Source organism: Holophagaceae bacterium (assembly GCA_016720465.1).
In the GTDB taxonomy this organism is placed as follows: Bacteria; Acidobacteriota; Holophagae; order Holophagales; family Holophagaceae; genus JANXPB01.
In genome coordinates this window covers 868,158-892,574 of record JADKKO010000004.1, presented here as the reverse complement: position 1 = coordinate 892,574, position 24,417 = coordinate 868,158, and the positions used below count along the sequence as shown (strand labels likewise).

Sequence of the window (24,417 nt, the reverse complement as noted above, 5' to 3'; positions counted from 1 at the left end):
ATTACCCACGAGCCTCAGGCTGAAAAGGCATCCCACGAAGGGCCGCGAATAGCTGCCGGCCACGGGTACTAGCTAGGCCGATACCGAGAAGGGGTGAAGGAAGGGCCGCGAAATCTCTTTTGCCACACCAGCGCTTTGGCGACCAGGAGACTCATCATGGGCCAGCCTCGCGGATGGAATTCAGGCGGCCCGGCGACGGGCTCGCACCAAGGTGTGATCCGCGCCGGGCCGCCTGAATTCGCGGGCCCAGGGGCCCGCGGGCGCTGCGCGCCCCCGCGAAGCGATCCCGGGTTGAATTAACTTTTCGCGGCCCTTCGCCAGAGCGCAGCGGCTTCGCGGCCCTTCGCGGGCACGCTTCCTCCGCCGAGATTGGGGGATAACCAGGAAAGAATTTCCTGTCCTGTTCCTGTCCCTTTCGTGGCTTCTTTGACTTTCCAACGCGAAGAAGATCAAGGCTGATCCTGCTCGCCCGGCAGCTTCACGTCCAGGTAGCGCCGGATGCCCTCGCCGAAGATCATCGGCAGCAGGAAATCCGGCAACTGGTATTGCGGAAACACAGCGGACACGTTGTTGGTGCTGATCGTGTGCAGCACCAGGGCCTGCTGGTCCTGGAAGGTGGCGATGTCCCGCCCCTGCGCCAACAGCGCCTGCGCGAAGCGGAAGTCCGAACCGTGGTGGGCGTCGTCGAAGGAAACGCCCTCCCAGGCCTGCTTCCGGTAGACATAGGTGAACCCGTAGCCGAGCACGTGGGCGAACACCGTTTCGGGCGTGACTCCCTTGAACATCAAATGGCGCAGCCCCTCGGGGCTCAATTCGTAGTGCTCCTGCTGTGGATTGGCCTTGTCCCAGTAGCCGAAGAACCGGTGCTTCAGGCTGTAGAGGTACCACCCGCTGAGGCTGATGAGGTCGTGCCCCGCCAAAAGCTGGACCATCGTCTCGATGTATGGGGGGGCGTAGTAGTCGTCGTCATCGAAGTGGGCGATCACCTCGCCGGTGGCCCGGCCCGCGAGGATGTTCCGTTTCTGCCCGTTGGCCATGCGCGTCTGTTGATGCCAGTAGCGGACCCGGGGATCGCCGCAGTTCGTGAAGAAAGGCGAGGGCTCCGGGCTGTCGTCCAGCACCAGCAGCTCCTTGTCGGGGAAAGACTGGGCCGCGAAGCAGCCGTAAAGCTTTTCAGCGAAATGCTCCCGTTCGAACGTGGGCGTGATGATGCTGACTTTCATGGGACTCCGCGTTCACTCGCCGATCATGGACCCCTGCAGTTTCCGCGAACGGCCCTCGATCATGCAAGAAAGGTCCTATGGGGCGATCCGCAGAACCGGCAGATGCAGGACGAGCCAGCCATCCAACAGGTAGGTTCCTGCGGCGGCGTAGATGCCTGCGGCCACGTCATCGATCACCACGCCGGTGCCCCCAGGCAACACCTGAAGTTGATGGCAGGGCCAGGGTTTCCAGATATCGAAAAGCCGGAAGAGCGCGAAGGGCGCCACGACGCGAAGCAGCCCCCACCCGGGATGCAGGGAACCGGCATGCCATAGGATCGGCATCAGCGCGATCCACATCCCCGCCCATTCATCCGCGACGATGAAGCCCGGGTCCTTCAACCCCGTTTCCCGCACCACCCGGTCCGAGGCCGTGATGCCCAGGAGCGCCATCCCAAGCGCAAGGGCCATCGGAATCGTGAGGCGTCCGTGCAGCGAGGCCCATTGCTCGATCATCCTGAAACCCACAAGCTGGAGAAGGAGCCACCAGGCCGCCAGAGCCGCCAGGCTGCCCCAGGTCCCGGGCGCGGGCTTCAGATATCCGCTCCCGAATCCCGTGGCCACCCACCAGGCCCAGCGGGGCGCTAGGTAGGATGCCGCGCTGGAACCCGCACCTTGGGGCTTGGGACTTGGGACTTGAGACTCAGACATGCCGCAGCGCCTCCACGATCCGCAGTTTCGCGGCCTTGAGCCCCGGAAACAGCGCGCTGAACTGCAGGGTCAGTTGCAGGCCGATGAACACGCACAGGTAGACCATCGGCACGAGATGGATGTTCAGTTCATAGCCGTGGCTGGTGCCCGGCGGAGCCGGCATCTGCAAGTGCAGCGCATTGACCGCGAGGCGGAAGATCAAGGTCAGCAGCAGACCCAGGCCGCTGCCACAAAGGCCCAGCAGGGCGCCCTCCCATTGCAGCAGCGCGGTGAGCTGCGGCGCCTGCAGGCCCATGGCCCTCAGGGTCCCGAATTCCCGGACGCGCTCCATCACGGACATCAGCAGCGTATTGGCGGTGGCCAGCAGCACGACCAGGAACAGCACCAGGCCCATGAATCCGAAGATGGCGATGTAGAGCAGCTTCACCTGCTTGTAGAAGCTGGCCAGCTCGAACCAGGGGAGCGCTCGCGCATCCTGGCCCGCGAGGCTCTGGATGCGCGGCAATTCCTTGGATGTGTTTTCGGGACGCTTCAACAGGATGGAGAGCCGCGACCGCGCCGGGCCCGCATCCACCAGGGAGGACGCCGTATCCAGGCTCACGGTCAGCACCCGCTCGTTCAGTTCCCGCAAGCCCAGGTCCTGGAGCCCCACGACCTCCACATCCAGCGCGTTGAGCCCGCCATCCTTGTTGGTGGACATGAGGGTGAGCGAACTTCCCACGGTCGCGCCGAGGCTCTTCGCTAGGCCTACGCCCAGGATCACGTCGCGACTGCCCGGCGCGCCGGAAAGCCAGCGTGAACCGGCTCCACCATTGGCTTTGGCCCCATCTTTCAAGCTTTCCAGCACCGCCATGAACTGCGGCTCGCGGACCGGATCCACGCCGGCGCCCAGGAAGGCGACGCTCTTGGGACCATTGCTGAGCAGCCCCATGAACTGGATGCGCGGCAGCACTTCGGCGATGGCTGGATCCTTGCGAAGCCGCGATGCCAGCGCTTCGCCATCGGGGATGGCGAATTCGAGGCTCTGGCCCTCATCACTCTCCAATGCCTGGGGATGCAATAACTGGATGTGCCCGATGCCGCCCCGGATGGCGGCCTGGCTGAGACCGTCGAAGGTCTGCGCCATGAAGCCACCCGCAAGGCTCAAAGCCATAAACCCGGCGATGACCACCAGCAGCGTCAGCACCGTGCGGCGGCGGTTCCGCAGCACATTGCGAAGAGCCAGGCGGGCCAATATCATGCGATCACCGGCGCCTGCTCCGTGGCCACAAGTTGGCCGTCGGCCAGCCGGAATACTAGATCGGCGCGGCTGATCACCGAGGGATCATGGCTGGCCACGAGAAAACTCACCCCGGACTCGCGGCACTGCTGCGCCATGAGGTCCATGAGCGGCCCGCCGTGGGCGTGATCCAGGCTGGCCGTGGGCTCGTCCGCAAGGACCAGGACCGGGCCCGGCGCCAGGGCCCGGGCGATGGCCACCCGCTGCTGCTGGCCCCCGCTGAGCTGGCCCGGGCGATGCCCCAGGCGATCGGAAAGGCCCACACGGTCAAGGGCTTCGGCCGCAAGATGATGGGCGTCTTCAGGCTTCCTGCCCTGCAATTGGAGCGGCAGCATCACGTTCTCCAGGGCCGAAAGCACGGGCACCAGGTTGAATGCCTGAAACACGAAACCCAAGCGCCGGAGGCGCAGTTCGCAGCGGGCTTTTTCGGGAAGCCTTGAGACGGGCTGGCCTTCCAGGAAAACCTCGCCTGCATCGGGCTCGTCCAGCAATCCGGCCAGTTGCAGGAGCGTGGTCTTGCCGCTGCCCGAAGGCCCCGCCAACACCGCGAGGCATCCCGCCGGAACGCTGAAACTGACGCCGAAGGCGCCGGCCTTTTCTCCGCCCAGTTCATAGGCGCGGGTAATGTCCCTCAGTTCCAGCATCTGTGAAGTGTAACGGGACTCGGCACCGATTCAGCGGGAAGCCAACACGCCGGATTCGAACGCTTTTACGGCCTCTTCGATGCCGCCCTCCACCACTTCGCCGATCAAGTCATAAGCATGGCCTTTTGTGATGCGGACTTTCTGGATGCTTCCAATGACGGGTTCCCCGCCGACGATGAGGACGTTGCCGTCCACTTCGGGGGCCTGGCCCTGGTGGCGGCCTTTGAGGATCAATTCGGTCTCTTCGTGGAGACCCTCGACGATCACTTCAATGACCTGGCCTTCCCGGGCCTGGTTCTTGGCCCGGGCGATCTTCTGCTGCAATTCCATGAGTTTTCGCTTGCGGCTGGCCTTGGTCCGCTTGGGGATCGGATCGCCGAGGGCGAAGGCGGGCGTGCCTTCCTCAGGCGAGTAGGTGAAGACCCCCACATGGTCGAACTGCGCTTCCTGAATGAAGGCCCGCAATTCCTCGAAGGCCGCTTCGGTTTCGCTGGGGAAGCCCACGATGAAATTGGACCGGATGGAAATCTCCGGGCAGATGGAACGGAACTTCGCAAGCAGTTTCAGGAAGCTCGTGCGGCTCCCGCCCCGGGCCATTTCCTTCAACACTTTGGGATCCGCATGCTGCAAAGGCATGTCCAGGTACTTGGCGCAATTTCTGGTTTCTGCGATGGCGCGCATGACGCCTTCGGTGAGGCGGTTCGGGTAGGCGTAGTGGATGCGGAACCAGCGCAGGCCCTCGACTCCACCCAGGGCCCGGATGAGTTTTTCAAGGCCGTCGGGATCGCCGAAATCCCGCCCGTAATCCGTAGTGTCCTGGGCCACGAGGCTGATTTCCAGGATGCCCTGGGCCACGAGATTCCGGGCCTCGGCCACCACGCTTTCGATGCTGCGGCTGCGCTGGCCGCCCCGTAATTTCGGGATGATGCAAAAAGCGCAGGTGTGGTCGCAGCCTTCGCTGATCTTCAGATAGGCCGTGGCTTTGGGCGTGGTGAGCAGCCGGGGGCTGTGCTCGTCGTACAAGTAGTTGGGATTCTGCTCGGGTTCGAAAACCTGGTCCCCGGCGCCGATGATCTCGGCGATCTGCTCGATGTCGCGAGTGCCCAGGCAGGCGTCGATTTCGGGGATGTCGGCCAGTAGTTCATCTCGGTAGCGTTCCACCAGGCAGCCCGCCACGATGAGCTTTTTGCAGGCCCCGGTCTTCTTCATCCCCGCGGCTTCCAGAATGGCGTCCACGCTTTCCTTCTTCGCGGTGTCGATGAATCCGCAGGTGTTCACCACCAGGACGTCGGCTTTCTCCATCTCGCTGGTGATCCTATAACCCTTGAGCCGCAGATGCCCCAGCATGACCTCGCTATCCACGAGGTTCTTGGGACAGCCCAGGGACATGAATCCCACTGTGGTGGACAAGGTGCGCATGCATGGCTCCGGCCGAACCATCCAGCTTATCGTGGAAATGCCTATTCTCCTTTTGGAAATTCGCCGCATTCAGCAGGCTCTTGGCCCCGCTGTGCTACTCTTTGGACCAGTTTTCTGGGCAGGTTCATGAAACTCACGCTGATGGTGGAGGGTGTCCGGCACCCGGTCAATCTGACCGAGGAGGGGGTCACCATCGGCCGTGGCGACGCGGCCACCATCCGCATCATGGCCACCGCCGTGAGCCGCGTGCATTCCAGGTTTTTCCTGCTGGACGGCAAGCCCCACGTGATGGATCTGCGTTCCTTGAACGGAACCACCGTGAATGGCGTCCAGGTGAACAGTCCCACGCCCTTCAAGCAGGGGGACCTCATCCTGATGGGCGAAGTGCCCGTCCAGTGGGTGGGGGATGGGGATCCCGCGCCCATCACCAGCGCCAAGTTTGGTCCCACCGGAACCGGCTCCTACGCGGTGAATGCGCTCAACGCCCTCACCGCCCCCAAAAGCGTCCGTTCCGGCATCTCCCTGGAGGACCGGGCCTTTGATGCTTCGGGCTCCATCATGGTGCCCCACGCGTCCCTGGAAAAAATGCTGGCCCAGCACCAGGCGGACCAGAACACCACCAGCGCGGCCTCCCTGTTCCAGCGCCTGGCCTCCATGGCCGGGACTCTGCTCCGGGCCTCGGATCTCGCAGAATTGCTGGAATCCGTGATGAGCCTCGTGACGGCCCAGATCCCCTGCCAGCGGGGATTCATCCTCCTGGGCGGACAGGACGGCGAATTGCTGCCCGAATACGTCTGGGAAGAGAAGCCCGGCGCCAACAGCTCCCCCATCAGCCGGACCATCGCCCGAACGGCCATGAAGGACCGGGTGACGATCCTCACCACGGACGCGCGCATCGATCCCCGCTTCGCCGCCGGCGACAGCATCAAGATCCACGGCATCACGTCGGCCCTGTGCGCGCCGCTCATCGTGGACGACCAGTCGCTGGGCGTGGTGTACCTGGAATCGTCGCTCAGCAAGGGCGGCTTCCGGCGAGAGGACGAGCACCTGCTCTCGGCCATGGCCAACTTCGCCGCCGTGGGCATCCAGCGCGAGCGCGAAACGCGGTTCCGCCAACGCCTGGAGCGCTACCACTCCCCGGCGGTGGTGGGCCAGATCCTCAAGTCGAGCCAGAACCTCGAATCTCCGGCCCTCCAAGCCCAGCGCAGCGAGATCACGGTGCTCTTCGCCGACATCAGCGGCTTCACCCGCATGAGCGAAGGCATGGAGCCGCTCAAGCTCGCCAACATCCTGAACCGCACCTTCGAAGCCATGACCGAGCAGATATTCGCCCGCGGGGGGACCCTGGACAAGTACATCGGCGACGCCATCATGGCCTTCTTCGGCGCTCCCCAGCCCGAACCCAACCATGCGCGGCTGGCCCTGGAGGCGGCCGTCGCCATGCAGGAAGCACTGAAATTCCTGAATGACAACCGGCCCGACGGCTATCCCGAGCTCATGATGCGCATCGGCATCAACAGCGGCGAGGCCTTCGCGGGGGACATCGGCTGCGAAAAGCGCATGGACTACACGGTGATGGGCTCCACGGTGAACCTGGCCTCGCGCCTGGAAAGCAGCGTCGCCAAGGCCGGACAGATCGTGGTGGGGCCCCGCACCGCGGAGATCATCGGCACCGGGTCGCTCATCAAAATGGCTCCGGTCGCCCTCAAGGGCATCGAGCACAACGTGGTCCCCTATGAAGTGCCCTGGCAGGACGTGACGCTGAACCTGGGTTAGGCTTGATGGCTATGGATAAGCCGACCTCACTCCACGTTGACAAACCTTGGGGACGGGGCCCCCTCCGTGAGCGCAAAGCGCGAACGGGAGCACTGTCCAGTGGACAGTGCGATCGGGGGGTGGTCGGCGGAGCCGCGGGAGCCCGAACTGGCCGTCATGAAGGTAAGGTGTAGGACCATGGATAAGCCGACCTCACTCCACGTTGACAAGCCCTGGGGCTCCTTCGACCAGTTCGTGTTGAACACGCCCTGCACGGTGAAGATCCTCACCTGCTCTCCAGGGCAGCGCCTGAGCCTGCAGCGGCACGCCCATCGCGGGGAGCTGTGGGTGGCCCTGGACGACGGCGTGGTGGTGGAACTGGATGGCGAAACGCTGCGGCCGGCCGTCGGCCAGGAGCTCTGGCTGCCCACCGGCAGCACCCATCGCCTGAGCTGCGACGCGTCTACGGCGCATGCCGTCCGTGTGCTGGAGATCAGCCTGGGCACCTTCGACGAAGCCGACATCGAGCGCCTGCAAGACAACTACGGCCGCGCCTGATGCGGATGCTTCCCCTCCTGTTGTGCTGCGCGCCGCTGATGGCCCAAAGCAACGATGAACTGCTCGCCCAGGTGGACCGGCTGCGCCATCCCTGGCCCTCCTTCACCGTCGAGATCGAACTGAAGAGCGCCAAGGCCTCCCAGCGCTGGAAGGTCAGCGCCCGGGAGAACGGCGACGCCCGGGTGGAGGGGCTTTCCGAAAAAGAAAAGGGCCGCGCGGTGCTGGTCCTGGGCGATGCCATGTGGCTGCTGCTTCCGGGCACCAAACGGCCCATCAAGGTCACGCCGCAACAACGGCTGCTGGGTCCAGCGGCCGGCGGAGACATCGCCCGGACGCGCTTCGCCGAGGACTATTCGGTGAAGGAGAAAGCGGAGGATGCGCTCGATGGGACGCCCTGCTGGCGCTTGTCGCTGGCGGCCAAACGGCCTTCCACCAGTTTCCGCACCGCGAGCCTCTGGGTGGCCAGGAGCGGGGCGCGGCCGCTCAAGGCCGAGTTCTTCCTTCCCAGCGGAAAACTCGCCAAGACCGCGCTGTTCGCCGCGCCTCAGGCGCAGCGGGGCGCTTCGGTGCTCGTGCGGATGGATCTGGTGGAGCCCAGAGGCGCAAAAGCCGAACTGCACTTCGACCACTGGGCCCCGGCGGTGATGGATCCCAAGCTGTTCGAATTGCCCATCGCGAAGTGAGTTGCCTGGAACTTCCACGCCGCTCGGCGTATCCTTGGTGTTGAGGTGCCCTTCGGGGCTTCCCGCCACTTCTCACCCCACCTAAAGAAACCAGCCCCCCGAGTGGGGACTCCCGCTTTTGAATCCCCTCCAACGTATCCTTCCAACGTCCCCTCACGAAGCGCCCCTACCTCGGGGCGTTTCCTTTTTGAAAAAAAGAAAAATGCATACCACGCGGAGGGTAGCGGAGGGGCGGAGGGTAGCGGAGGAAAACAAATTCCCTCATGGACTGAATGGTTTTGAGGGTGACCCGTGCTTCAAGTGAAGGGCCGCAAACCTCCAGACTCGGTATTGGCATTAGTTCCTCCGCTTCCCTCCGCTATCCTCCGCGTGGTTCTTGAATGTTGATCCAACCCGCATTCCTGATTTTCTGAGCTGATCCATATTTTAGAGAACGCCTCCGCTGTCAGAATGAAAACCCGGAGAATCCCATGCCTGAAGACGCGCACGAGCACGAAGGACCCAGCCAGTACTTGAATGGCCAACGCATCGCGCCGGTCGGCATCCGCAAGGGCATCAGCGCGGCGGATCTCATCGACGAAACATTTCTCGCCTACAACGGCGGGCGCATGGGCGAGGCCGCCCGCCTGCTGACCCGGAAGATCCTGCAACCGAATGTGACGCTGGGCGTGACGCTCACGGGGGCCCTGACACCCGCGGGCCTCGGCGGTTCCTGTCTCATTCCACTCATCCAGGCCGGCGTCATCGACTGGATGATCTCCACCGGCGCGAATCTCTACCACGACACGCATTTCGCGCTGGACCTCGCTTTGCATCGCGGCGATCCCTTCACCAGCGACATCGTGCTGCGGGATGAAGGCGTGGTGCGCATCTACGACATCCTGTTCGACTACACGGTGCTGCTGGACACCGATGCGTTCTACCGCGAACTGATCCGCGCGCCGCATTTCCAGAAGGCCATGAGCACCGCGGAATTCCACTACCATGTCGGCAAGGCGCTGCATGAGCGCGAACGGGCCCTGGGGCTCGGCACCCTGTCGGTGCTGTCCGCGGCCTACCAGTGCGGCGTGCCCATCTACACGTCCAGCCCCGGCGACTCGAGCATCGGCATGAACGTGGCGGCGGTGGCGCTGGAGGGCAATCAGCTCATGTTCGACGTGAACGCCGACGTGAACGAGACGGCCTCCATCGTATTGGATGCCAAGCTCAACGGCGGCAAGAGCGCCGTGTGGATCCTCGGCGGCGGCAGCCCCAAGAATTTCATCCTCCAGACCGAGCCCCAGATCCAGGAAGTCCTGGGCATCGACGAGCGCGGCCACGACTACTTCCTGCAGATCACCGACGCGCGCCCCGACACCGGCGGCCTCAGCGGCGCCACGCCCGCCGAAGCCGTCTCCTGGGGCAAGATCGATCCTGACCAATTGCCCGACGCCGTGGTTTGCTACACCGATTCCACCATCGCCCTGCCCCTGCTCACCGCCTACATCCTGACCCGCACGGAGCCGCGCCCGCTCAAACGCCTGGCCGAGCGCCGCGAAGAGCTGATGCAGAGCCTCCGGGACCAGTATGCCACCCGCGGCCGCCTCAGCGGCACGCCCACCACCGCGAGGGATGTCGCCAAGCGCGGGACCACGGTGGGGATGCCGGAGCGGGATGATAAGGGGACCTATCCTTGCGGTACGCCGAAGAAGTAGGGCGTCTAATTTGGATTCCCTGGCTATCCCCGAACCTCAGCTTGGAATGGTTTGACGACAATGCGAGAAAAGGACTTTGAATCCACAGATTCCACCGATTACACAGATTGAATAACGCGGATCGTGGAGAAATGAAGCCCGCTCCCGGCAAGTAGCATGGGCCGCCCCGGCTTGGCCGGGGCCGCGCGACTTCGTCGGGCGGGTTTTCAGGGCGGCGGCGCTTCCGCACCAAAGGCGCGAGTCCGCCGCCGCCCTGAAAACCGGTTGGCCCATGCGGAGCAGAAGGGGGATGATGACTCCTTCCGGGCCGACGGCACTTGTAAATCTGTGTCATCTGTGGAATCTGTGGATGAACTTTTGATCTTGAAAAACGACTGGCTGAGGTTGGGGGATAATCAGGTTGGATTATTTATCACTGCTCAGAATGCCAACCCCGGTGAAGATCAATACCGGGGCGGCTGATGCTTACAAAGACCTCTGATCGAAGAGAATTCAACTCGTGATCAACGGCGCCAGCAAGGTCCAATCGGGCCGCAAAGCAAAGAGCGAGGAACGATGAACGGCCTGTTTGAAGCGGCGAAAGAAATTTCGGAGTTCATGGCCTCCCGCTGTTGGGAGTTCTGCATCATCGGCGGACTGGCTGTGCAGCGCTGGGGCGAGCCCCGCACGACACTGGACGCGGACATGACCGTGTTGGCCAGGTGGGGGGAAGAAGAAAGCTATGTGGCTGCGATTCTGGACCGTTTCGAATCTCGGATTCCAGACGGACACGCATTCGCCATGGCCCGCCGCGTGTTGCTGGTCCGCGCGTCGAATGGGAAGGATGTGGATATTTCCTTGGGCGCATTGCCCTTCGAGGCCGACATGATCCGGCGCGCGAAGGTGGTGGAATTCGCGCCAGGGCTCTTCCTGCCTTGCTGCACGGCAGAGGATCTCTTCATCATGAAGGCCTTCGCCTCGCGGCCGCGCGACTGGGTGGATGCCGAAAGCATACTGGTCCGCAATGCCGGCCTTGATGCGGAATACATCCTCCAGCATCTTGCAGACCTGTGCGAACTGAAAGAAGCGCCTGATATCCTGGATCGGGCGAAGCGCCTTCTTGAGGAGCATCCATGACGGGCCCGACGCGCGAGGAGCAGCGGGATCTAGTCCGCCGATGGGGCGAGACTGGAAGAGAACTCGAGCGGATTCGGATGGACGCTCTGCGGGGGATGGCCTACAACTGGGCTGATGTGGATGCTTTGCTGGAGCTGGGGGATATCGGCGAGCGCAGATCACGAACCACCAGTGGCCTGGTTGAAATGCAGGCATGCTTCATGGGGACCGCCTCGCAGCGAAAACCGTCGAATCGTTGAGCGAAAATGAGCGATTCCTGGCATCTGCGAACTTGCAGGCGTTGATTCAACCTCAATGCGATTCCTGGGTCCGAGGTAGAATCCCCCGGAGTCCTCATGCCCCGCAGCCTACTCCCACTGCTCGTCGCCCTTGGCCTCGCCTGTGGGGGCGGCTCCACAGGTGGCGGCCCCAGCGGCGGCGGACCTGCAGCAGACCCCTGGTCCTCCGTAACCGCTGCCATCCAGGGAGCGCAATCCCAATTCCCCGGCGCTCCGGCCATGGCCAATCTCCCTGCTGCCCCGGCGGGGCTCACGGTGGAAGTGCTGACGACCGATGGCGTGGTCTATTCGAAAACCTTCGGCGCATTTGGAAACCAGACCTACACCGCCGTGGCATCGGCCTCCAAGATGGTGTCGGGCACGGTGCTGCTGCAGCTCGTGGACAAGGGCGTCCTGAGCCTGGATACCAAGGCCAAGGACATTTTGAAAGACCGCGATGGCCAGCCCTGGAGCGGCAACATGGGGGAGATCAGGCTCCGCCATTTGCTGAGCTTCACCAGCGGCATCAACAGCGAGGTGCTGTCTTCGGAATCCGCCACCATCACGCTGGATGAAGCGGTGACGCGCATCTACGAGGATCAGCGCTCCGTGGCCACCGCCCCGGGTTCCACGTTTTATTACGGCAGCACCCACCTGCGCATCGCGGCGCGCATGGCGGAAGTGGCCACGGGCAAGAGCTGGCGCCAACTTTTCGATGAGAATCTGCGCGTGCCCTTGGGCTGGTCTTCGTTGAGCACCTATGGCGGCGGCGCCAATCCCAACCCTGCGGGAAGCCTGGCCTGCACGGGCTTGGAGTACACGCGCTTCCTCATGATGCAGTTGCGGAAGGGCCTGGACGGCAGCGCGCGCCTGATGAGCGAAGACCTGGCGAACCAGCGGCGCCTGGATGCTTTCGGCCCCGCAACCACCATCGCCTACACGCCCTACGCGCTGCTCCAGCGCACCAATCACTACGGGTTTGGAAACTGGGTGGAGACGCAGAATGGCGCCGCGCCTTCCACCGCCAATCCCATCCAGCGCGTGAGCAGCACCGGCAAGTTCGGCTGGGCGCCGTGGATCGAAGTCGGCAATGGCCAGAACTGGGCGGCCATCATCATGTGCCAGCAGCCCGATGCGGCGCTCTCCTTCCTGCCCAGCGAGAACCTGAAGCTGCAGCTCGCCCCGCTCATCCAGGCCGCGGTGACCCAGCATCCGCCGGTGGTGCGGACCGTTCCCTGAGGCTCCCGTATCCTGGAGGTTATGACCACCGGCCGCTTCGCGCCTTCGCCCACTGGAGTCCTCCACCTGGGGAACCTGCGCACGGCGCTGGCCTCCTGGCTCTCGGCCAAATCCCAGGGCGGGCGCTGGATCGTCCGCATGGAGGACGTGGACGGGCCGCGGTGCCGCCGCGAATTTGGACAGCAGCAGCTGCGTGATCTCGCAGCGATGGGAATGGAAAGCGATGAGCCCGTGGCCTGGCAATCGGATCGCAGCGCTGCCTATCGCGCGGCCCTCGACGACTTGCATGGACTGGGTCGCCTTTATCCGTGCCGCTGCACCCGCAAGGACCTCCAGATGCTGGCCTCGGCGCCCCATGGCGAGGACGGGTTGCGGCCCTACCCGAACCGCTGCCGCCATCGCCCATGGGAGGGCATTGAAGCCGCCCTGCGTTTGCGTCTGCCGGATGGAGATCTGGAATGGCTGGACTCGGCCCTGGGACCCCAGCGCGATGATCCCTCGGCCCTCACGGGCGATCCCCTGCTCTTCCGCCGCGATGGCCGGTTCGCGTATCACCTGGCGGTGGTGGTGGACGACGGCGCCCAAGGGGTCACGGAGATTGTGCGGGGACTTGATCTGCGCCCGGTCACGGCCACGCAGATCCGGTTGCAGGAGGCTCTCTCGCTTCCCCGTCCGGCCTACGCCCATCTGGGCCTGGTGATGGCGCCCGACGGGTCCCGCCTGGGCAAACGCGCCGGGGCGCTGGGGGTGGAGGCCCTTCGGCAACGCGGCATCGGCGCCGGTGAAATCATCGGCTGGCTGGGCTGGAGCCTAGGGTGCCTGGAAGAACCGGAGCCCCGCAGCGCCGCGGAATTGTTGGCGGAATTCCATTGGAGCCGTGTGCCCCAAGGCCCCATCCGAATCCCCGAGGCCTGGGCTTGATCCCAAGATGCGGAGTCAGGCCGAAAGAACATAAAAAAAAGGACCCAGCGCTGCGGGTCCTTGAGGGTGAATTGATTTAGCCGTTACGCCAGGGCGTTCACTTTAAGGGTGAGGCGGCTCTTGGTCCGGTCGGCGGCGTTCTTGTGGATGACGCCCTTCTTGGCGGCGCGGTCCACGATGCCCAGCATGACCGGCAGCGCGGCGGCGGCATCGGCCTTCTTGCCGGTGGCCAGCACGCTGAGGAATTTCTTGACCTCGGTCTTCATGAGCGAGCGGTTGCCACGGTTGCGGAGGCGGGCCTCCACGTCGCGGCGGGCTTTTTTGGCGGCGGATTTGTGGTCGGACATGCTCAATCTCCTGCTCCAGGGAGCGAAAACTCCGGAAGCGCGAATGACTATCTTATCGCAGAGGGGGTTTGGATCAAGGGAAAAAAGCCATGAACCGCGAGCGAAAAGCGGATCGCGCCAAAGTCGCGCATAAAAAAGCTCAAAGCTCATGACTCCAGGCTCATGGCCGAAAATCCCCTTCCCAAGATGCCCCCGCTTCGAGAAACTGGAGGAGGCCCATAGGCTCCAGACTCAGGAATTGAGGGTGGGCGGCAATGGATCGAATCCGGAAAGTCTTTGAGCATGCCCTGGCGGAGCGCTTGCCCGGCCAGGACATCGCCCTCGAACGCCCGAAGAGCGGGGAGCTGGGCGATATCGCCTTTCCGTGCTTCCGCGCCGCGAAGGCCTCCGGCAAGAGCCCGAACCAGATCGCTGCGGAGTTGGCGGGCCAGATCGACCTCGGCATCGAGGGCGCCAGGCTGGTCGCCGCCGGGCCCTACCTGAACCTGTCGCTCCACCCCCAGGCCAGGGCCAAGGAAGTCCTCGGCGGCCTGCTCAGCGGCACGCCCTACGGCGCCGGCGAGAAGAATGGCCAGAAGATCATCGTGGAGTACAGCTCCCCGAACATCGCCAAGCTGTTCACCATCGGCCACCTGCGGTCCACCATGATCGGCCATGGATTGGCCCAGGTGCACCGCTTCCTGGGCTATGACGTGGTGAGGCTCAACCACCTGGGGGACTGGGGCACGCAGTTCGGAACGCTGCTGGCGGCCTACAAGGCCTGGGCGGAAAAGGATAATCCAGACCTTACGCAGGACTTCGGCTGGGCGGCCGAAATTCCCGAGAAGCGCCGCACGCCTTTGTTCCGGCTGTTCCAGCTCTACGTGCGGTTCCACGATGAAGAAAAAGAAAATCCAGAGATGCGGGATGAGGCGCGGCGATGGTTCCGCGAACTGGAAGAAGGGAGCCAGGAAGCCCGCCGGTTGTGGAAGTGGTTCCGGGACATCTCCCTGGCCGAATTCCAGCGCATCTACGACCGCCTGGGCGTGGGCTTCGACACGCTGGAACAGGGCGAAGCCTTCTACGAACCCATGCTGGGCGCTGTGCTGCAGCGGCTCACGGACCGGGGCCTGCTGAAAGAAGGCGAGGGTGGCGCGAAGATCGTGGACCTTTCGGACGTGGGCATCGAAACCCCCATGGTCGTCCAGAAAGGCGATGGCGCGAGCATCTATGCGTCCCGCGACCTCGCGCAGGTCACCTACCGCAAAGAGGCCTACGCCTTCGACCGCTGCATCTACGTCATCGGCGGCGAGCAGATCCTGCACATGAAGCAGATCTTCGCCTGCATGGAAAAACTGGATCCGTGGTTCAAGGGCCGCCTCACCCACACGCCCTTCGGCCTGGTCCGGCTGCCCGAAGGCAAGATGAGCACGCGGAAGGGCAACGTCATCTTCCTGGAGGACGTCCTGAACGAAGCCGCTGAGCGCGTGGCCGCCATCATCGATGAAAAGAATCCGGACCTGCCCGGCAAGGCCGCCGTGGCTGAAATGCTGGGCATGGGCGCGGTGATCTTTTTCGATGCCATGAACGACCGCATCAAGCCCGTCACCTTCGAATGGAACCGCGTGATCGCGCTGGACGGCGACACCGGGCCCTACGTCCAGTACGCCCACGCCCGCATCATGTCGGTGCTGCGGAAGGCGGGAGGCGGCTGGTCCGCCTTGGCTTCGCCGGGTCCCCACGACAGCCGCGAAACCGCGATGGTCCCGTTCCCACCTTGCGAGGTTCCAAGCGGTCTGCAGGGCCTGGAAACGCCCGAAGCCCAGAACCTGCTCTTCGAACTGGCGGGCCTGCCCTCCGCCATCCGGGTGGCCCGCGAACAGCTCATGGCCACGTCCATCGCACGGCAATTGCTCGCCATCGCCCGGTCCTTCTCCGGCTTCTACACCAACTGCCCCATCCTCGCCGCTGACAATGCGCCCGAGGTCCGCGAGGCGAGGCTGGCACTGTGTGTGGCCACCGCGAGGGCGCTGCGCCAGGGACTGTTCCTGATCGGCATCGAAGCTCCGGAGGAAATGTGAACGCATTCACAACCAAGGACCTCGGGCCGGTTCCGGCGAAATTCATTTTTGTCACGGGCGGCGTGCTGTCGTCCCTGGGCAAGGGCATCGCCGCGGCTTCCCTCGGAGCGCTGCTGGAGGCAAGGGGCCTGAAAGTCACGCTCATGAAGATGGATCCCTACCTGAACGTGGACCCGGGCACCATGTCGCCCTTCCAGCATGGCGAAGTCTTCGTCACCGATGACGGCGCGGAGACCGATCTGGATCTGGGCCACTACGAACGCTTCACATCGGTCCCCGCCACGCGGAACCACACCATCACCACCGGCCGGATCTACAACACCGTGATCCAGAAGGAGCGCCGCGGCGACTACCTGGGCAAGACCGTGCAGGTGATCCCGCACATCACGGACGAGATCAAGGCCACCATGAGGAAGGTCGCCAAGGACGTGGATGTGGTGCTGGTGGAGATCGGCGGCACCGTGGGCGACATCGAGAGCCAGCCCTTCCTGGAAGCCATCCGCCAATGGAAGCTCGAGGCGGGCCTCGACGCCAACATGAAGGCCAACGCCATCAACATGCACCTGACCTACGTGCCTTTCATCAGGGCCGCGGGCGAATTGAAGTCGAAACCCACCCAGCACAGCGTGAAGGAGCTGCGGGCGCTTGGCATCCAGCCAGACGTGCTGCTCTGCCGCGCGGAGCAGGAGATTCCCCGGGAGCTGAAGGACAAGATCGCCCTCTTCTGCTCCGTGACGCCGGACGCGGTGTTCAGCGGGAAGGACGCCACCAGCATCTACGAAGTGCCCTTGAACCTCCACGAGGAAGGCCTCGATGCCAAGGTCGCGTATCTGCTCGGCCTGCCGGACGAGGCGCCGGACCTGGCCGCCTGGAACAACCTGCTGCACCGCATCCGCAATCCGAAGGGCAGCGTGCGCATCGCGGTGGTGGGCAAGTACGTGGAATTCAAGGAGAGCTACAAGAGCCTGACGGAAGCCCTCCACCACGCGGGCTACGGACTGGAGACCCAGGTGGATCTGCAGTGGGTGGAGGCCGAGGAGCTGGAGGCCGGGGATCCCGATTCGGTCCTCAAGGACTGCAACGGCGTGCTCGTGCCCGGCGGCTTCGGCATCCGCGGCACCCGCGGCATGATCGAGGCCATCCGCTACGCCCGGGAGCGGAAAGTCCCCTTCTTCGGGATCTGCCTCGGGATGCAGATGGCTTCCATCGAGTTCGCGCGCGACGTCGTGGGCCTGGAAGGCGCCGACAGCACCGAGTTCGACGACAAGCCGCGGCACAAGATCATCTTCAAGCTCCGCGAGTTGATCGATGTGGAGGAACTGGGCGGCACCATGCGGCTGGGCGCCTACGCCTGCAACCTGGAGCCGGGCAGCTTCGCGGAGCGCGCCTATGGCGCTGCGGAGATCAGCGAGCGCCACCGCCACCGCTATGAATTCAACCAGGCCGAATTCCGCAAGCCGCTCGAAGACAAAGGCATGGCCTTCACGGGCCTGAGCCCGGATGGGACCTTCGTGGAGATCGTTGAAATCCCCGATCATCCCTACTTCCTGGCCTGCCAGTTCCATCCCGAATTCAAGAGCAAGCCCCTGGCGCCGCATCCGCTGTTCACGGCCTTCGTGAAGGCCAGCATGATCCACAGAAAATGATGCTTTTTATCCGCAGATTCCACAGATTCCACAGATTCCACAGATTTTAAAAAACCTTCAGCAAGCGGAAAACCGCCCCCGGCTCAAATTCGGATGTGACCCAATTTGTTATTAATCTGTGGAATCTGTGAAATCTGTGGATCCCATTTCCTTTTCTAATCTGAGGACGCCTCCATGCCCGCCACCGCCGACAGACTCGCCATCAACACCCTCCGGGGCCTCGCCATGGACGCGGTGCAGGCCGCCAATTCGGGGCATCCGGGCACGCCGATGGCACTCGCGCCCATGGGCTACGTGCTGTGGACCAAGTTCCTGCGGCACAACCCCAAGAATCCCGCCTGGCTCGACCGCGACCGTTTCGTGCTGTCCTGCGGCCATGCGTCGATGCTGCTCTACGGTCTGCTGCACCTCACGGGCTACGATCTGTCCCTGGATGAATTGAAGAATTTCCGGCAATGGGATTCGAAGACGCCCGGCCACCCGGAATTCGGCCACACGGTCGGCGTGGAGACCACCACCGGCCCCCTGGGCCAAGGCATCGGCAACGCGCTGGGCATGGCCATGGCGGAGCGCTGGCTGGCGGACCACTTCAACCGGCCGGGCCACGAGGTGGTGAACCACCGCACCTACGCCATCGTGAGCGACGGCGACGTGATGGAAGGGGTGGGCCAGGAAGCGGCCAGCCTCGCCGGACACCTGGGGCTCGAAAAGCTCGTCTGCCTCTACGACGACAACCACATCACCATCGAGGGCGATACGGATCTGGCTTTCTCCGAGGATGTGGGCAAGCGTTTCGAGGCCTACGGCTGGCGCGTGTTGAACGTGCTCACCGGCGAGGACCTCAACGGCCTGGAATCCACGCTCCACGAAGCCACCCACGAACCCTGCGGCAAGCCCACCCTCATCATCACGCGCACCATCATCGGCTACCCCGCCCCCAACAAGCAGAACCACCACGACGCCCACGGCGCGCCGCTCGGCAAAGACGAAATCGCCGCCACGAAAACGATCATGGGCTTTGATCCCGGCGCCTCCTTCGTGGTCCCGGACGAGGCCCGCGAAAGATGGGAAGTGTGCCTGGAACGGGGCGCGCTGTTCGAGTTCGAGTGGAATGCCCGCTTCAAGGCCTACCGCGAGGCCCACCCGAAATTGGCCGACGACTACGAACGCTGGATGAAGGGGGAGTTGGACAGCGGCTGGGAGGCCCAGCTGCCGGTCTTCACGGCGGGTGAAAAAATGGCCACCCGGGATGCCTCGGGCAAGATCATCAACGCCCTGGCGCAGGGGGTTCCAAACTTCCTGGGCGGATCCGCGGATCTGGGCTCTTCCAACAAGACGGTCATCAAGGGCGCCGCCAGCTACTCCCGGAAAGTCGCGGGACGAAACCTCCATTTCGGGGTGCGCGAACACGCCATGGGCGCGGCCTTGAACGGCCTGAGCCTGCACGGGGGCTTGAGGCCCTTCGGTGCGACTTTCCTGATCTTCAGCGACTACATGCGTCCCTCCGTGCGCCTGGCCGCCCTGATGAAGCAGCCCGTGGCCTACGTCTGGACCCACGACAGCATCGGCGTGGGCGAGGACGGCCCCACCCATCAGCCCATCGAACAGACCATGAGCCTGCGCATGATCCCGGGCCTCCACATGTGGCGTCCCGCCGACGCCAATGAAACGGCCGAAGCATGGAAGCACGCCATGCGGCGCACCGACGGCCCCAGCGCCTTCGCCCTCACCCGCCAGAACCTCCCCGTGCTGGATGCGGCGAAAACCGCCGGAGCTTCAAAGGGCGGCTACATCCTGGAAGAGGCCAGCGCGACGCCGAAAGTGCTCCTGCTGGCCACGGGTTCCGAAGTTCCTGTGGCCCTCGAAGCCCGCGCCATCCTTGAATCCACCGGCATTCCGGCCCGCGTGGTGAGCCTGCCCTGCTGGGAGGTCTTCAACGCCCAGGACACCGCCTACCGCGATGCTGTGATCCCCCCGGCCATCAAGGCGCGCGTCTCCATCGAGGCCGGGGTCACCTTCGGCTGGCACCGCTTCACCGGCGATGGCGGCGCCTGCATCGGCCTGGACCGCTTCGGCGCCTCGGCCCCGGCGGAGACGCTTTTCGAGAAATTCGGAATCACCGCCGAGCATGTGGTGGAGGCCGCTAAGCGGATCCTATAGGGCTGGGTCATTCTCCGGCAGCTCAGCCCGGCCCCGTTTCCAGAGGGAACCGCGCTTTCAGCTCCGTGAGGATGTGGAGCACTTCGCCATCTTCCGGGCGGTCTTCGGGCCTTTTGGCGCAGAGCCGCTCCACGAGCCTCAGTAGGCTGGGCGGGGCCTCGGGCCGCAACGCCCGGATGTCCGGCAGGGGCGCGGAGCGATGGAGGTCCAGCACCTGGAAGCCCGTCTCGCCCGTGAAGGGCACCGAGCCCGTCAGGAGTTCGAACAGGATGATCCCGAGGGCGTAGCGGTCCGCCGGCGGGCCCACCCGCGGATTCACGATGGCCTCGGGCGCGGCGTAGTTGGGCGTGCCGATGAAGACCGCCGTGGCCGTCATGGAGGAATCCGTCAAGCGCGCGATGCCGAAATCCATGACGATGGCGCCATTTTCGCCAAGCATGATGTTGGCGGGTTTGAGGTCCCGGTGGACCACGCCCTTGCTATGGGCGAACGCGATGGCCTCTGCCACGTCCGCGGCGATATGCGCGGTCTCGGCGATGGGCATCGGTCCCTTGTGCTGCGCCAGATAGCCTTCCAGCGTGGTCCCGCGCACCAGGCTCATGGCGATCCAGGGGTCTCCGTCCTTGGGCCCCGGATCGAGGATGCGCACGATGCGGGGATGCTCCAGCACCGTGCCCAGTTCGGCTTCGCGGCGGAACCGCGCGAGGAAATCATGGTCGAGAATGATGTGAGGGTGGGGGATCTTGACGGCCACTTCCGTGCCGTCCCGCTCGTGCACCGCGAGAAAGGTGGTCGCGCAGCCGCCGCGGCCGAGGGTCTTGAGGATCACGTAGGGTCCCACGTGCCGGTTCGTGGGCTCGGGCGTCCCGACGGGACGATTGCTGCGGAGCGTGGCATCGTCCTGGCCTGAAGTATTGGCTTCCAGGTCCACACGGTAGGGATTGCTGCCTTTGGTCACCTGGTTGGCGCGGGCTCCGGGCTTGGGTCTGCGCCGGCTCCAGGCGGCCGCCCCCAGGCCCAAGGCTCCCAGGCCCGCGAGGCCAAGGGCGATGGACCAGGGGAATGGGGTCCGGATCGGTCCAGGCGCAGGAGCGGGTGCGGCCTCCGCCGGCGTGGAAACGCCCTGGGACACGGAGGGCTGCGCAGTCGCAGGAGGCGGCGGGGTCACGGCCGCAGGTTTCAGCCCGCCCGGCTCCGGGGGGCTGGTGGCGGCCTTCTTCGACTCCAGGTCCTTCCTGGGTTCCGCCTTGGCCACCCGCGCCGCCTCGGTGCCAGCCTCGCGGAGGGAAGGCGGATGGAGCGGCTCGGGCTTCTGCGCTTCCACAATTTTTAGCGGTCCGGATTTGGTGGTGTCGGGCTTGGGTTCCGGTTTCGCGTCCAGCCGGGGTTCCGGCGGTTTTGCCGCGGCCCGGAGCTGGTCCAGGCGATGCTGCAGGGCGGCCCGCGCCGCGCCGGGTTCCACGCCGAAGCGGGAGGAGTCTGCCAGGGCCTTCGCCGCAAGCTCGAGGTTCCCGGCAGCCAGGGCGCTTTCGGCCAGGCGCAGGTAAGGATGGTAGGTGATGAAATTCAAGCCGTAGGTTTTCACCTTGTTCCCGGGCCTCGGTTCCAGCGCGATTGCCCGCTGGAAGAGGCGCACGGCTGCGCCAGAGTCCCCACGGGCCAGGGCCGCCGCGCCATCCGCATAGGCCTCGTGGAAGGTTCCTCCGTCCTGGGCCAGGGCCGGAAGGCAGAGGGTCAGGGCGAGGCTGCGGAGTCTGTGGGTTCGCAAGGGCATGATCGGTTCAGTTTCCCACGAAGAACCGTTGCACGGCCTTCTGGGCCCGCGCGGAGCTGAGTTGGAAGATGGCGGTCAGGTACAGGCGCCGCTCGCGCAGGACTTCGTGCCCCGAGGCAAGGATCGGCGTGCCGCCGCCGAGGAGCACCACCTTGGAGGCGTCATTCTCCGCTTTGGCATCCTTGAAGGCGAGGTCCAGGGTCACGGACCGGTACTTCAGTCCGAATCCGAAGGTGAGCCCCTTCAGCACCCGCTGCTGGCCGGTCCCGCGGTCCACCGAAGGCTGGGGCTCCTGGAAAAGGCCGATGCGCACGGGGATGACCACCGAATCGCCCAGGAAGGCGATCCATTCCAGGCCGCCCCTGCGATCCGTGGTGTCCGCGGTCCGGGAGGTCGTCAGGAAATCGAAGAAATTGGCTCCGTCCAGGGACAAATCCTTCACATCTCCATCCGTGGGGTGGTGGGTGGTGAAACTGCCCCGGAAGGTCGCGCCAGACCAGCGGGTCTTCACGGAGTCGTAAGTGAACGTCAGGCGGTCCGAGGGTTTGTACGCCAGGCCGAAGCCGATGGTCTCGGGCCAGTTCAGGTCCAGCAGGCCATCCTGGGCTGGCTGGACCAGGGTTCCGCCCTGGTCGTCCAGGGCCGTGTACCGGCCGCTGAAGATGTATTCGGCGCGGAACCCCGACCGGTAGGTGAGGCCCAGGTTCACATGCTTCGAGCGCCACAACAGGCCGGCGTTCAGGTTCACGCCACGGAATTTATTGTCCTGGATGATGTCGAAGACCGACTCGGAATCCCCAAGGGATTGGCGGCTGTCGAAGGACCATTGCCCCCGCAGCAGGTTGATGGAGGCCCCCGCCAGGAGCCTGGGCGTCAGTTCGGCGCCCACCGCGAGGCTGTAGACGTCGATGGAGCCCTTCTGATCCACGCTATTCGTGAGGCGCCGCACCGTGCTGCCCGGAACCGCGCTGCGGAAGGTCAGGTTGCGGTCCGAGTTGAAGTCGAAATCCACCAGGCGCTGGAAGGAAAAGGTCACCGCCACGTTCCGCCCGCTTCGCTTGAAGGGCATGGTCGCCGAAAAGAAAAGCGGGTGGAAAGCCGAGTCTTTCAAGGAGGAATCGTCGAAATCCTGCTCCCCGGACTTGAAGCGGGAAAAGCTCTGCTCCCGTTGAAGGGATTCCGCCACCAGGCTGAATTCCGGAGAGAGCAGCTGGGCCAGGCCCGCGGGATTGAAGGACACCGCGCTGGCATCGTCCGCCAGGGCGATGAAAGCTCCCCCCAGCCCCACGGCCCGGGCCCCGGTTCCCTGGATGGAGATGGCGGTCCGGGACTGTTCCGCGATGATCGCGAAGGGCGAGGTGACGGACTGGGCGGCAGCGGTCGAGGCCGCCAACAGGAAGGGCAGGGCCCATCCGGGCCGGAAGATCTTGGACATGGGGACCTCGAGGTTTCACCCGAGTATCCGCCAGACCGGGAATGGATCAAGTTCTTGTGTGAAAAAAACATTGGCCGCCCGCTATCCGGCCTGAGAAAGTCCGGGCCATGGCGGAAGGCTTTTCCCGCCATGGCCCGGTCCCGGAACTGCTTCGTTGGCGCTATGCCTTTACGGTCGCATCCACGGCCCACTTCTCGAGCATCGCGGTGGTGACCGACTTCGGGCGTTCCAGGGCGTAGCCGAGGGCCCGGTCCCAGGTCAGGTTCGCCAGCACGCCGAGGGCGCGGCCCACGCCGAAGAGCACGGTGTAGAAGTCATACTCGCGCAGGCCGTAGTGGTACTGGATCATGCCGCTGGCAGCGTCCACGTTCGGCCATGGGTTCTTGGTCTTGCCCTGCTCGGTGAGGACCTTCGGCGCCACGATGTAGATCATCTGCACCAGCTTGAACACCGCATCGTCCGGCATGTGCTTCTGCGCGAACTGCAGCTGGGCCTCGTAGCGCGGATCCGTGCGGCGCAGCACCGCGTGCCCGTAGCCCGGAATGACATGGCCTTCGTTGAGCGTGTCCCAAAGCGCCACGCGGACGTTTTCCTCCGTGGGTTCGGCGCCATGGAGCTTTTCCTGGAACTTCAGGACCCATTCCAGGACCTCCTGGTTGGCCAGGCCGTGGAGCGGTCCCGCCAGGCCGTTGAGCCCGGCGGAGAATGCGTAGTAGGCGTCGCTCAAGGCGCTGCCCACCAGGTGCGTGGTGTGGGCGCTGACGTTTCCGACTTCGTGGTCCGAGTGGATGATGAAGTACATGCGCGCCACGTCGTCGTAGGGCTTGGGGAAGCCCATCATGTGCGCGAAATTCCCGCCGAAATCCAGCTTGGTGTCGGGGCCGATGATGTCGCCGCCCTTGTACTTGTGGCGGTAGATGAAGGCCGCGATTTCAGGCAGCTTGGCGATGATGTCCGTGGCGTCTTCGTACATGTACTCCCAGGCGCGGTCCTTCTTGAAGCCATGGTGGTAGAAGTGCGTGAACTTGCTCTCGCGCTGCATGGAAAGCACGGCCGTGGAGAGCATCACCATGGGATGCGTGTCCTTGGGCAGGGCCCGCAGCACGTCGAAGACATAGGCCGGGACCTTGGCGCGGTACTTGAAGTCCGCCTTGATTTCCGCGACGGCCTCGGCGTCCGGAGCCTCGCCGGTCAGCAGGAAATACCAGAAGGATTCCACCGACGGATATTCGTCGCCCGGCGCCTTGGGCAGAGCCGCGAAAGTCTCCGGAATGTTCTTGCCGCGCAGCCGGATCCCTTCCAGAGGATCCAGGTAGGAGATGTCCGACACCAGGCATTTCACGTCGCGCGCGCCGCCCACGACCTGGCTGATGGTCACGTGGTCGATGACCACATCGCCATGCTCCTTGACGAGGGCCGCCGTATGAGGTCGTTGGGCTTCGATCTTCTCTCGAAGTTTTTCAATCAATTTGGTCATGGTCCCTCCCGTTTTTTTGAAGCCTGTAAGTCTATCGCGC

20 protein-coding genes are annotated in these 24,417 nt (G+C 64.3%); 11 read left to right on the top strand and 9 right to left on the bottom strand.

All coding sequences use genetic code 11. From position 1 onward, the window contains the following. Positions 1-449: 449 nt before the first annotated feature. The 5 genes from IPQ13_11275 to rimO form a co-directional block, all read right to left on the bottom strand. Positions 450-1,223 (bottom strand): glycosyltransferase family 2 protein, encoded by a 774-nt coding sequence (locus IPQ13_11275; GenBank protein MBL0211473.1) that lies wholly within the window; start codon positions 1,221-1,223, stop codon positions 450-452. A gap of 75 nt (positions 1,224-1,298) precedes the next feature. Next, complete coding sequence (locus IPQ13_11270; GenBank protein ID MBL0211472.1) at positions 1,299-1,913, bottom strand: phosphatidylglycerophosphatase A; 615 nt, start codon at positions 1,911-1,913, stop codon at positions 1,299-1,301. Then, entirely contained in the window at positions 1,906-3,153 is a 1,248-nt protein-coding gene (locus IPQ13_11265; GenBank protein MBL0211471.1) for an ABC transporter permease, read from the bottom strand. The genes IPQ13_11270 and IPQ13_11265 overlap by 8 nt, the downstream gene beginning before the upstream one ends. Then, positions 3,150-3,836, bottom strand: a complete 687-nt coding sequence (locus tag IPQ13_11260) for an ABC transporter ATP-binding protein (GenBank protein MBL0211470.1) — start codon at positions 3,834-3,836, stop codon at positions 3,150-3,152. The genes IPQ13_11265 and IPQ13_11260 overlap by 4 nt, the downstream gene beginning before the upstream one ends. A 30-nt stretch (positions 3,837-3,866) precedes the next feature. Then, positions 3,867-5,255: a 30S ribosomal protein S12 methylthiotransferase RimO gene (gene rimO / locus IPQ13_11255; protein MBL0211469.1), complete on the bottom strand. Its 1,389-nt coding sequence runs from the start codon at positions 5,253-5,255 to the stop codon at positions 3,867-3,869. A gap of 126 nt (positions 5,256-5,381) precedes the next feature. On the opposite strand from rimO, the gene IPQ13_11250 reads away from it, so the two are divergent. The 8 genes from IPQ13_11250 (at position 5,382) to gluQ (ending at position 13,478) form a co-directional block, all read left to right on the top strand. After that, the gene (locus tag IPQ13_11250) at positions 5,382-7,031 is read left to right on the top strand and encodes a GAF domain-containing protein (protein MBL0211468.1); all 1,650 of its coding nucleotides are present in this window, start codon (positions 5,382-5,384) and stop codon (positions 7,029-7,031) included. Between the two features lie 177 nt (positions 7,032-7,208). Continuing rightward, complete coding sequence (locus IPQ13_11245) at positions 7,209-7,568, top strand: phosphomannose isomerase type II C-terminal cupin domain (protein MBL0211467.1); 360 nt, start codon at positions 7,209-7,211, stop codon at positions 7,566-7,568. Then, entirely contained in the window at positions 7,568-8,251 is a 684-nt protein-coding gene (locus tag IPQ13_11240; GenBank protein ID MBL0211466.1) for an outer membrane lipoprotein-sorting protein, read from the top strand. The genes IPQ13_11245 and IPQ13_11240 overlap by 1 nt, the downstream gene beginning before the upstream one ends. Before the next feature lie 470 nt (positions 8,252-8,721). Then, positions 8,722-9,945 carry a deoxyhypusine synthase gene (locus IPQ13_11235; protein ID MBL0211465.1) on the top strand — a complete coding sequence of 408 codons (1,224 nt, stop codon included), beginning with the start codon at positions 8,722-8,724 and terminating at the stop codon, positions 9,943-9,945. 555 nt (positions 9,946-10,500) lie between these two features. Then, positions 10,501-11,061: a hypothetical protein gene (locus IPQ13_11230; protein ID MBL0211464.1), complete on the top strand. Its 561-nt coding sequence runs from the start codon at positions 10,501-10,503 to the stop codon at positions 11,059-11,061. Continuing rightward, on the top strand, positions 11,058-11,300 hold the full coding sequence (locus tag IPQ13_11225) for a hypothetical protein (protein ID MBL0211463.1): 243 nt from the start codon (positions 11,058-11,060) through the stop codon (positions 11,298-11,300). Before IPQ13_11230 ends, IPQ13_11225 begins: the two co-directional genes overlap by 4 nt. Positions 11,301-11,396: 96 nt before the next feature. Further along, positions 11,397-12,557, top strand: a complete 1,161-nt coding sequence (locus tag IPQ13_11220) for a serine hydrolase (GenBank protein ID MBL0211462.1) — start codon at positions 11,397-11,399, stop codon at positions 12,555-12,557. A 21-nt stretch (positions 12,558-12,578) separates the two neighbouring features. Beyond that, the gene (gluQ, locus tag IPQ13_11215; GenBank protein MBL0211461.1) at positions 12,579-13,478 is read left to right on the top strand and encodes a tRNA glutamyl-Q(34) synthetase GluQRS; all 900 of its coding nucleotides are present in this window, start codon (positions 12,579-12,581) and stop codon (positions 13,476-13,478) included. Between the two features lie 83 nt (positions 13,479-13,561). On the opposite strand, the gene rpsT is transcribed toward gluQ, so the two are convergent. Then, positions 13,562-13,825 carry a 30S ribosomal protein S20 gene (rpsT, locus tag IPQ13_11210; GenBank protein ID MBL0211460.1) on the bottom strand — a complete coding sequence of 88 codons (264 nt, stop codon included), beginning with the start codon at positions 13,823-13,825 and terminating at the stop codon, positions 13,562-13,564. Between the two features lie 254 nt (positions 13,826-14,079). Here rpsT and argS point away from each other — a divergent pair, with 254 nt between their 5' ends. The 3 genes from argS (at position 14,080) to tkt (ending at position 19,691) form a co-directional block, all read left to right on the top strand. After that, positions 14,080-15,885 carry an arginine--tRNA ligase gene (gene argS / locus IPQ13_11205; protein ID MBL0211459.1) on the top strand — a complete coding sequence of 602 codons (1,806 nt, stop codon included), beginning with the start codon at positions 14,080-14,082 and terminating at the stop codon, positions 15,883-15,885. Continuing rightward, entirely contained in the window at positions 15,882-17,531 is a 1,650-nt protein-coding gene (locus tag IPQ13_11200; protein MBL0211458.1) for a CTP synthase, read from the top strand. The genes argS and IPQ13_11200 overlap by 4 nt, the downstream gene beginning before the upstream one ends. 174 nt (positions 17,532-17,705) lie before the next feature. Then, positions 17,706-19,691 carry a transketolase gene (gene tkt / locus IPQ13_11195; protein MBL0211457.1) on the top strand — a complete coding sequence of 662 codons (1,986 nt, stop codon included), beginning with the start codon at positions 17,706-17,708 and terminating at the stop codon, positions 19,689-19,691. 22 nt (positions 19,692-19,713) lie between these two features. Here tkt and IPQ13_11190 read toward each other — a convergent pair whose 3' ends face one another. From IPQ13_11190 to IPQ13_11180, 3 genes are all read right to left on the bottom strand, one after another. Beyond that, positions 19,714-21,465 (bottom strand): serine/threonine protein kinase, encoded by a 1,752-nt coding sequence (locus IPQ13_11190; GenBank protein ID MBL0211456.1) that lies wholly within the window; start codon positions 21,463-21,465, stop codon positions 19,714-19,716. A 7-nt stretch (positions 21,466-21,472) separates the two neighbouring features. Continuing rightward, positions 21,473-22,900 (bottom strand): outer membrane protein transport protein, encoded by a 1,428-nt coding sequence (locus tag IPQ13_11185; protein ID MBL0211455.1) that lies wholly within the window; start codon positions 22,898-22,900, stop codon positions 21,473-21,475. A 160-nt stretch (positions 22,901-23,060) separates the two neighbouring features. Next, positions 23,061-24,377 (bottom strand): citrate (Si)-synthase, encoded by a 1,317-nt coding sequence (locus tag IPQ13_11180; protein ID MBL0211454.1) that lies wholly within the window; start codon positions 24,375-24,377, stop codon positions 23,061-23,063. Positions 24,378-24,417 lie beyond the last annotated feature (40 nt).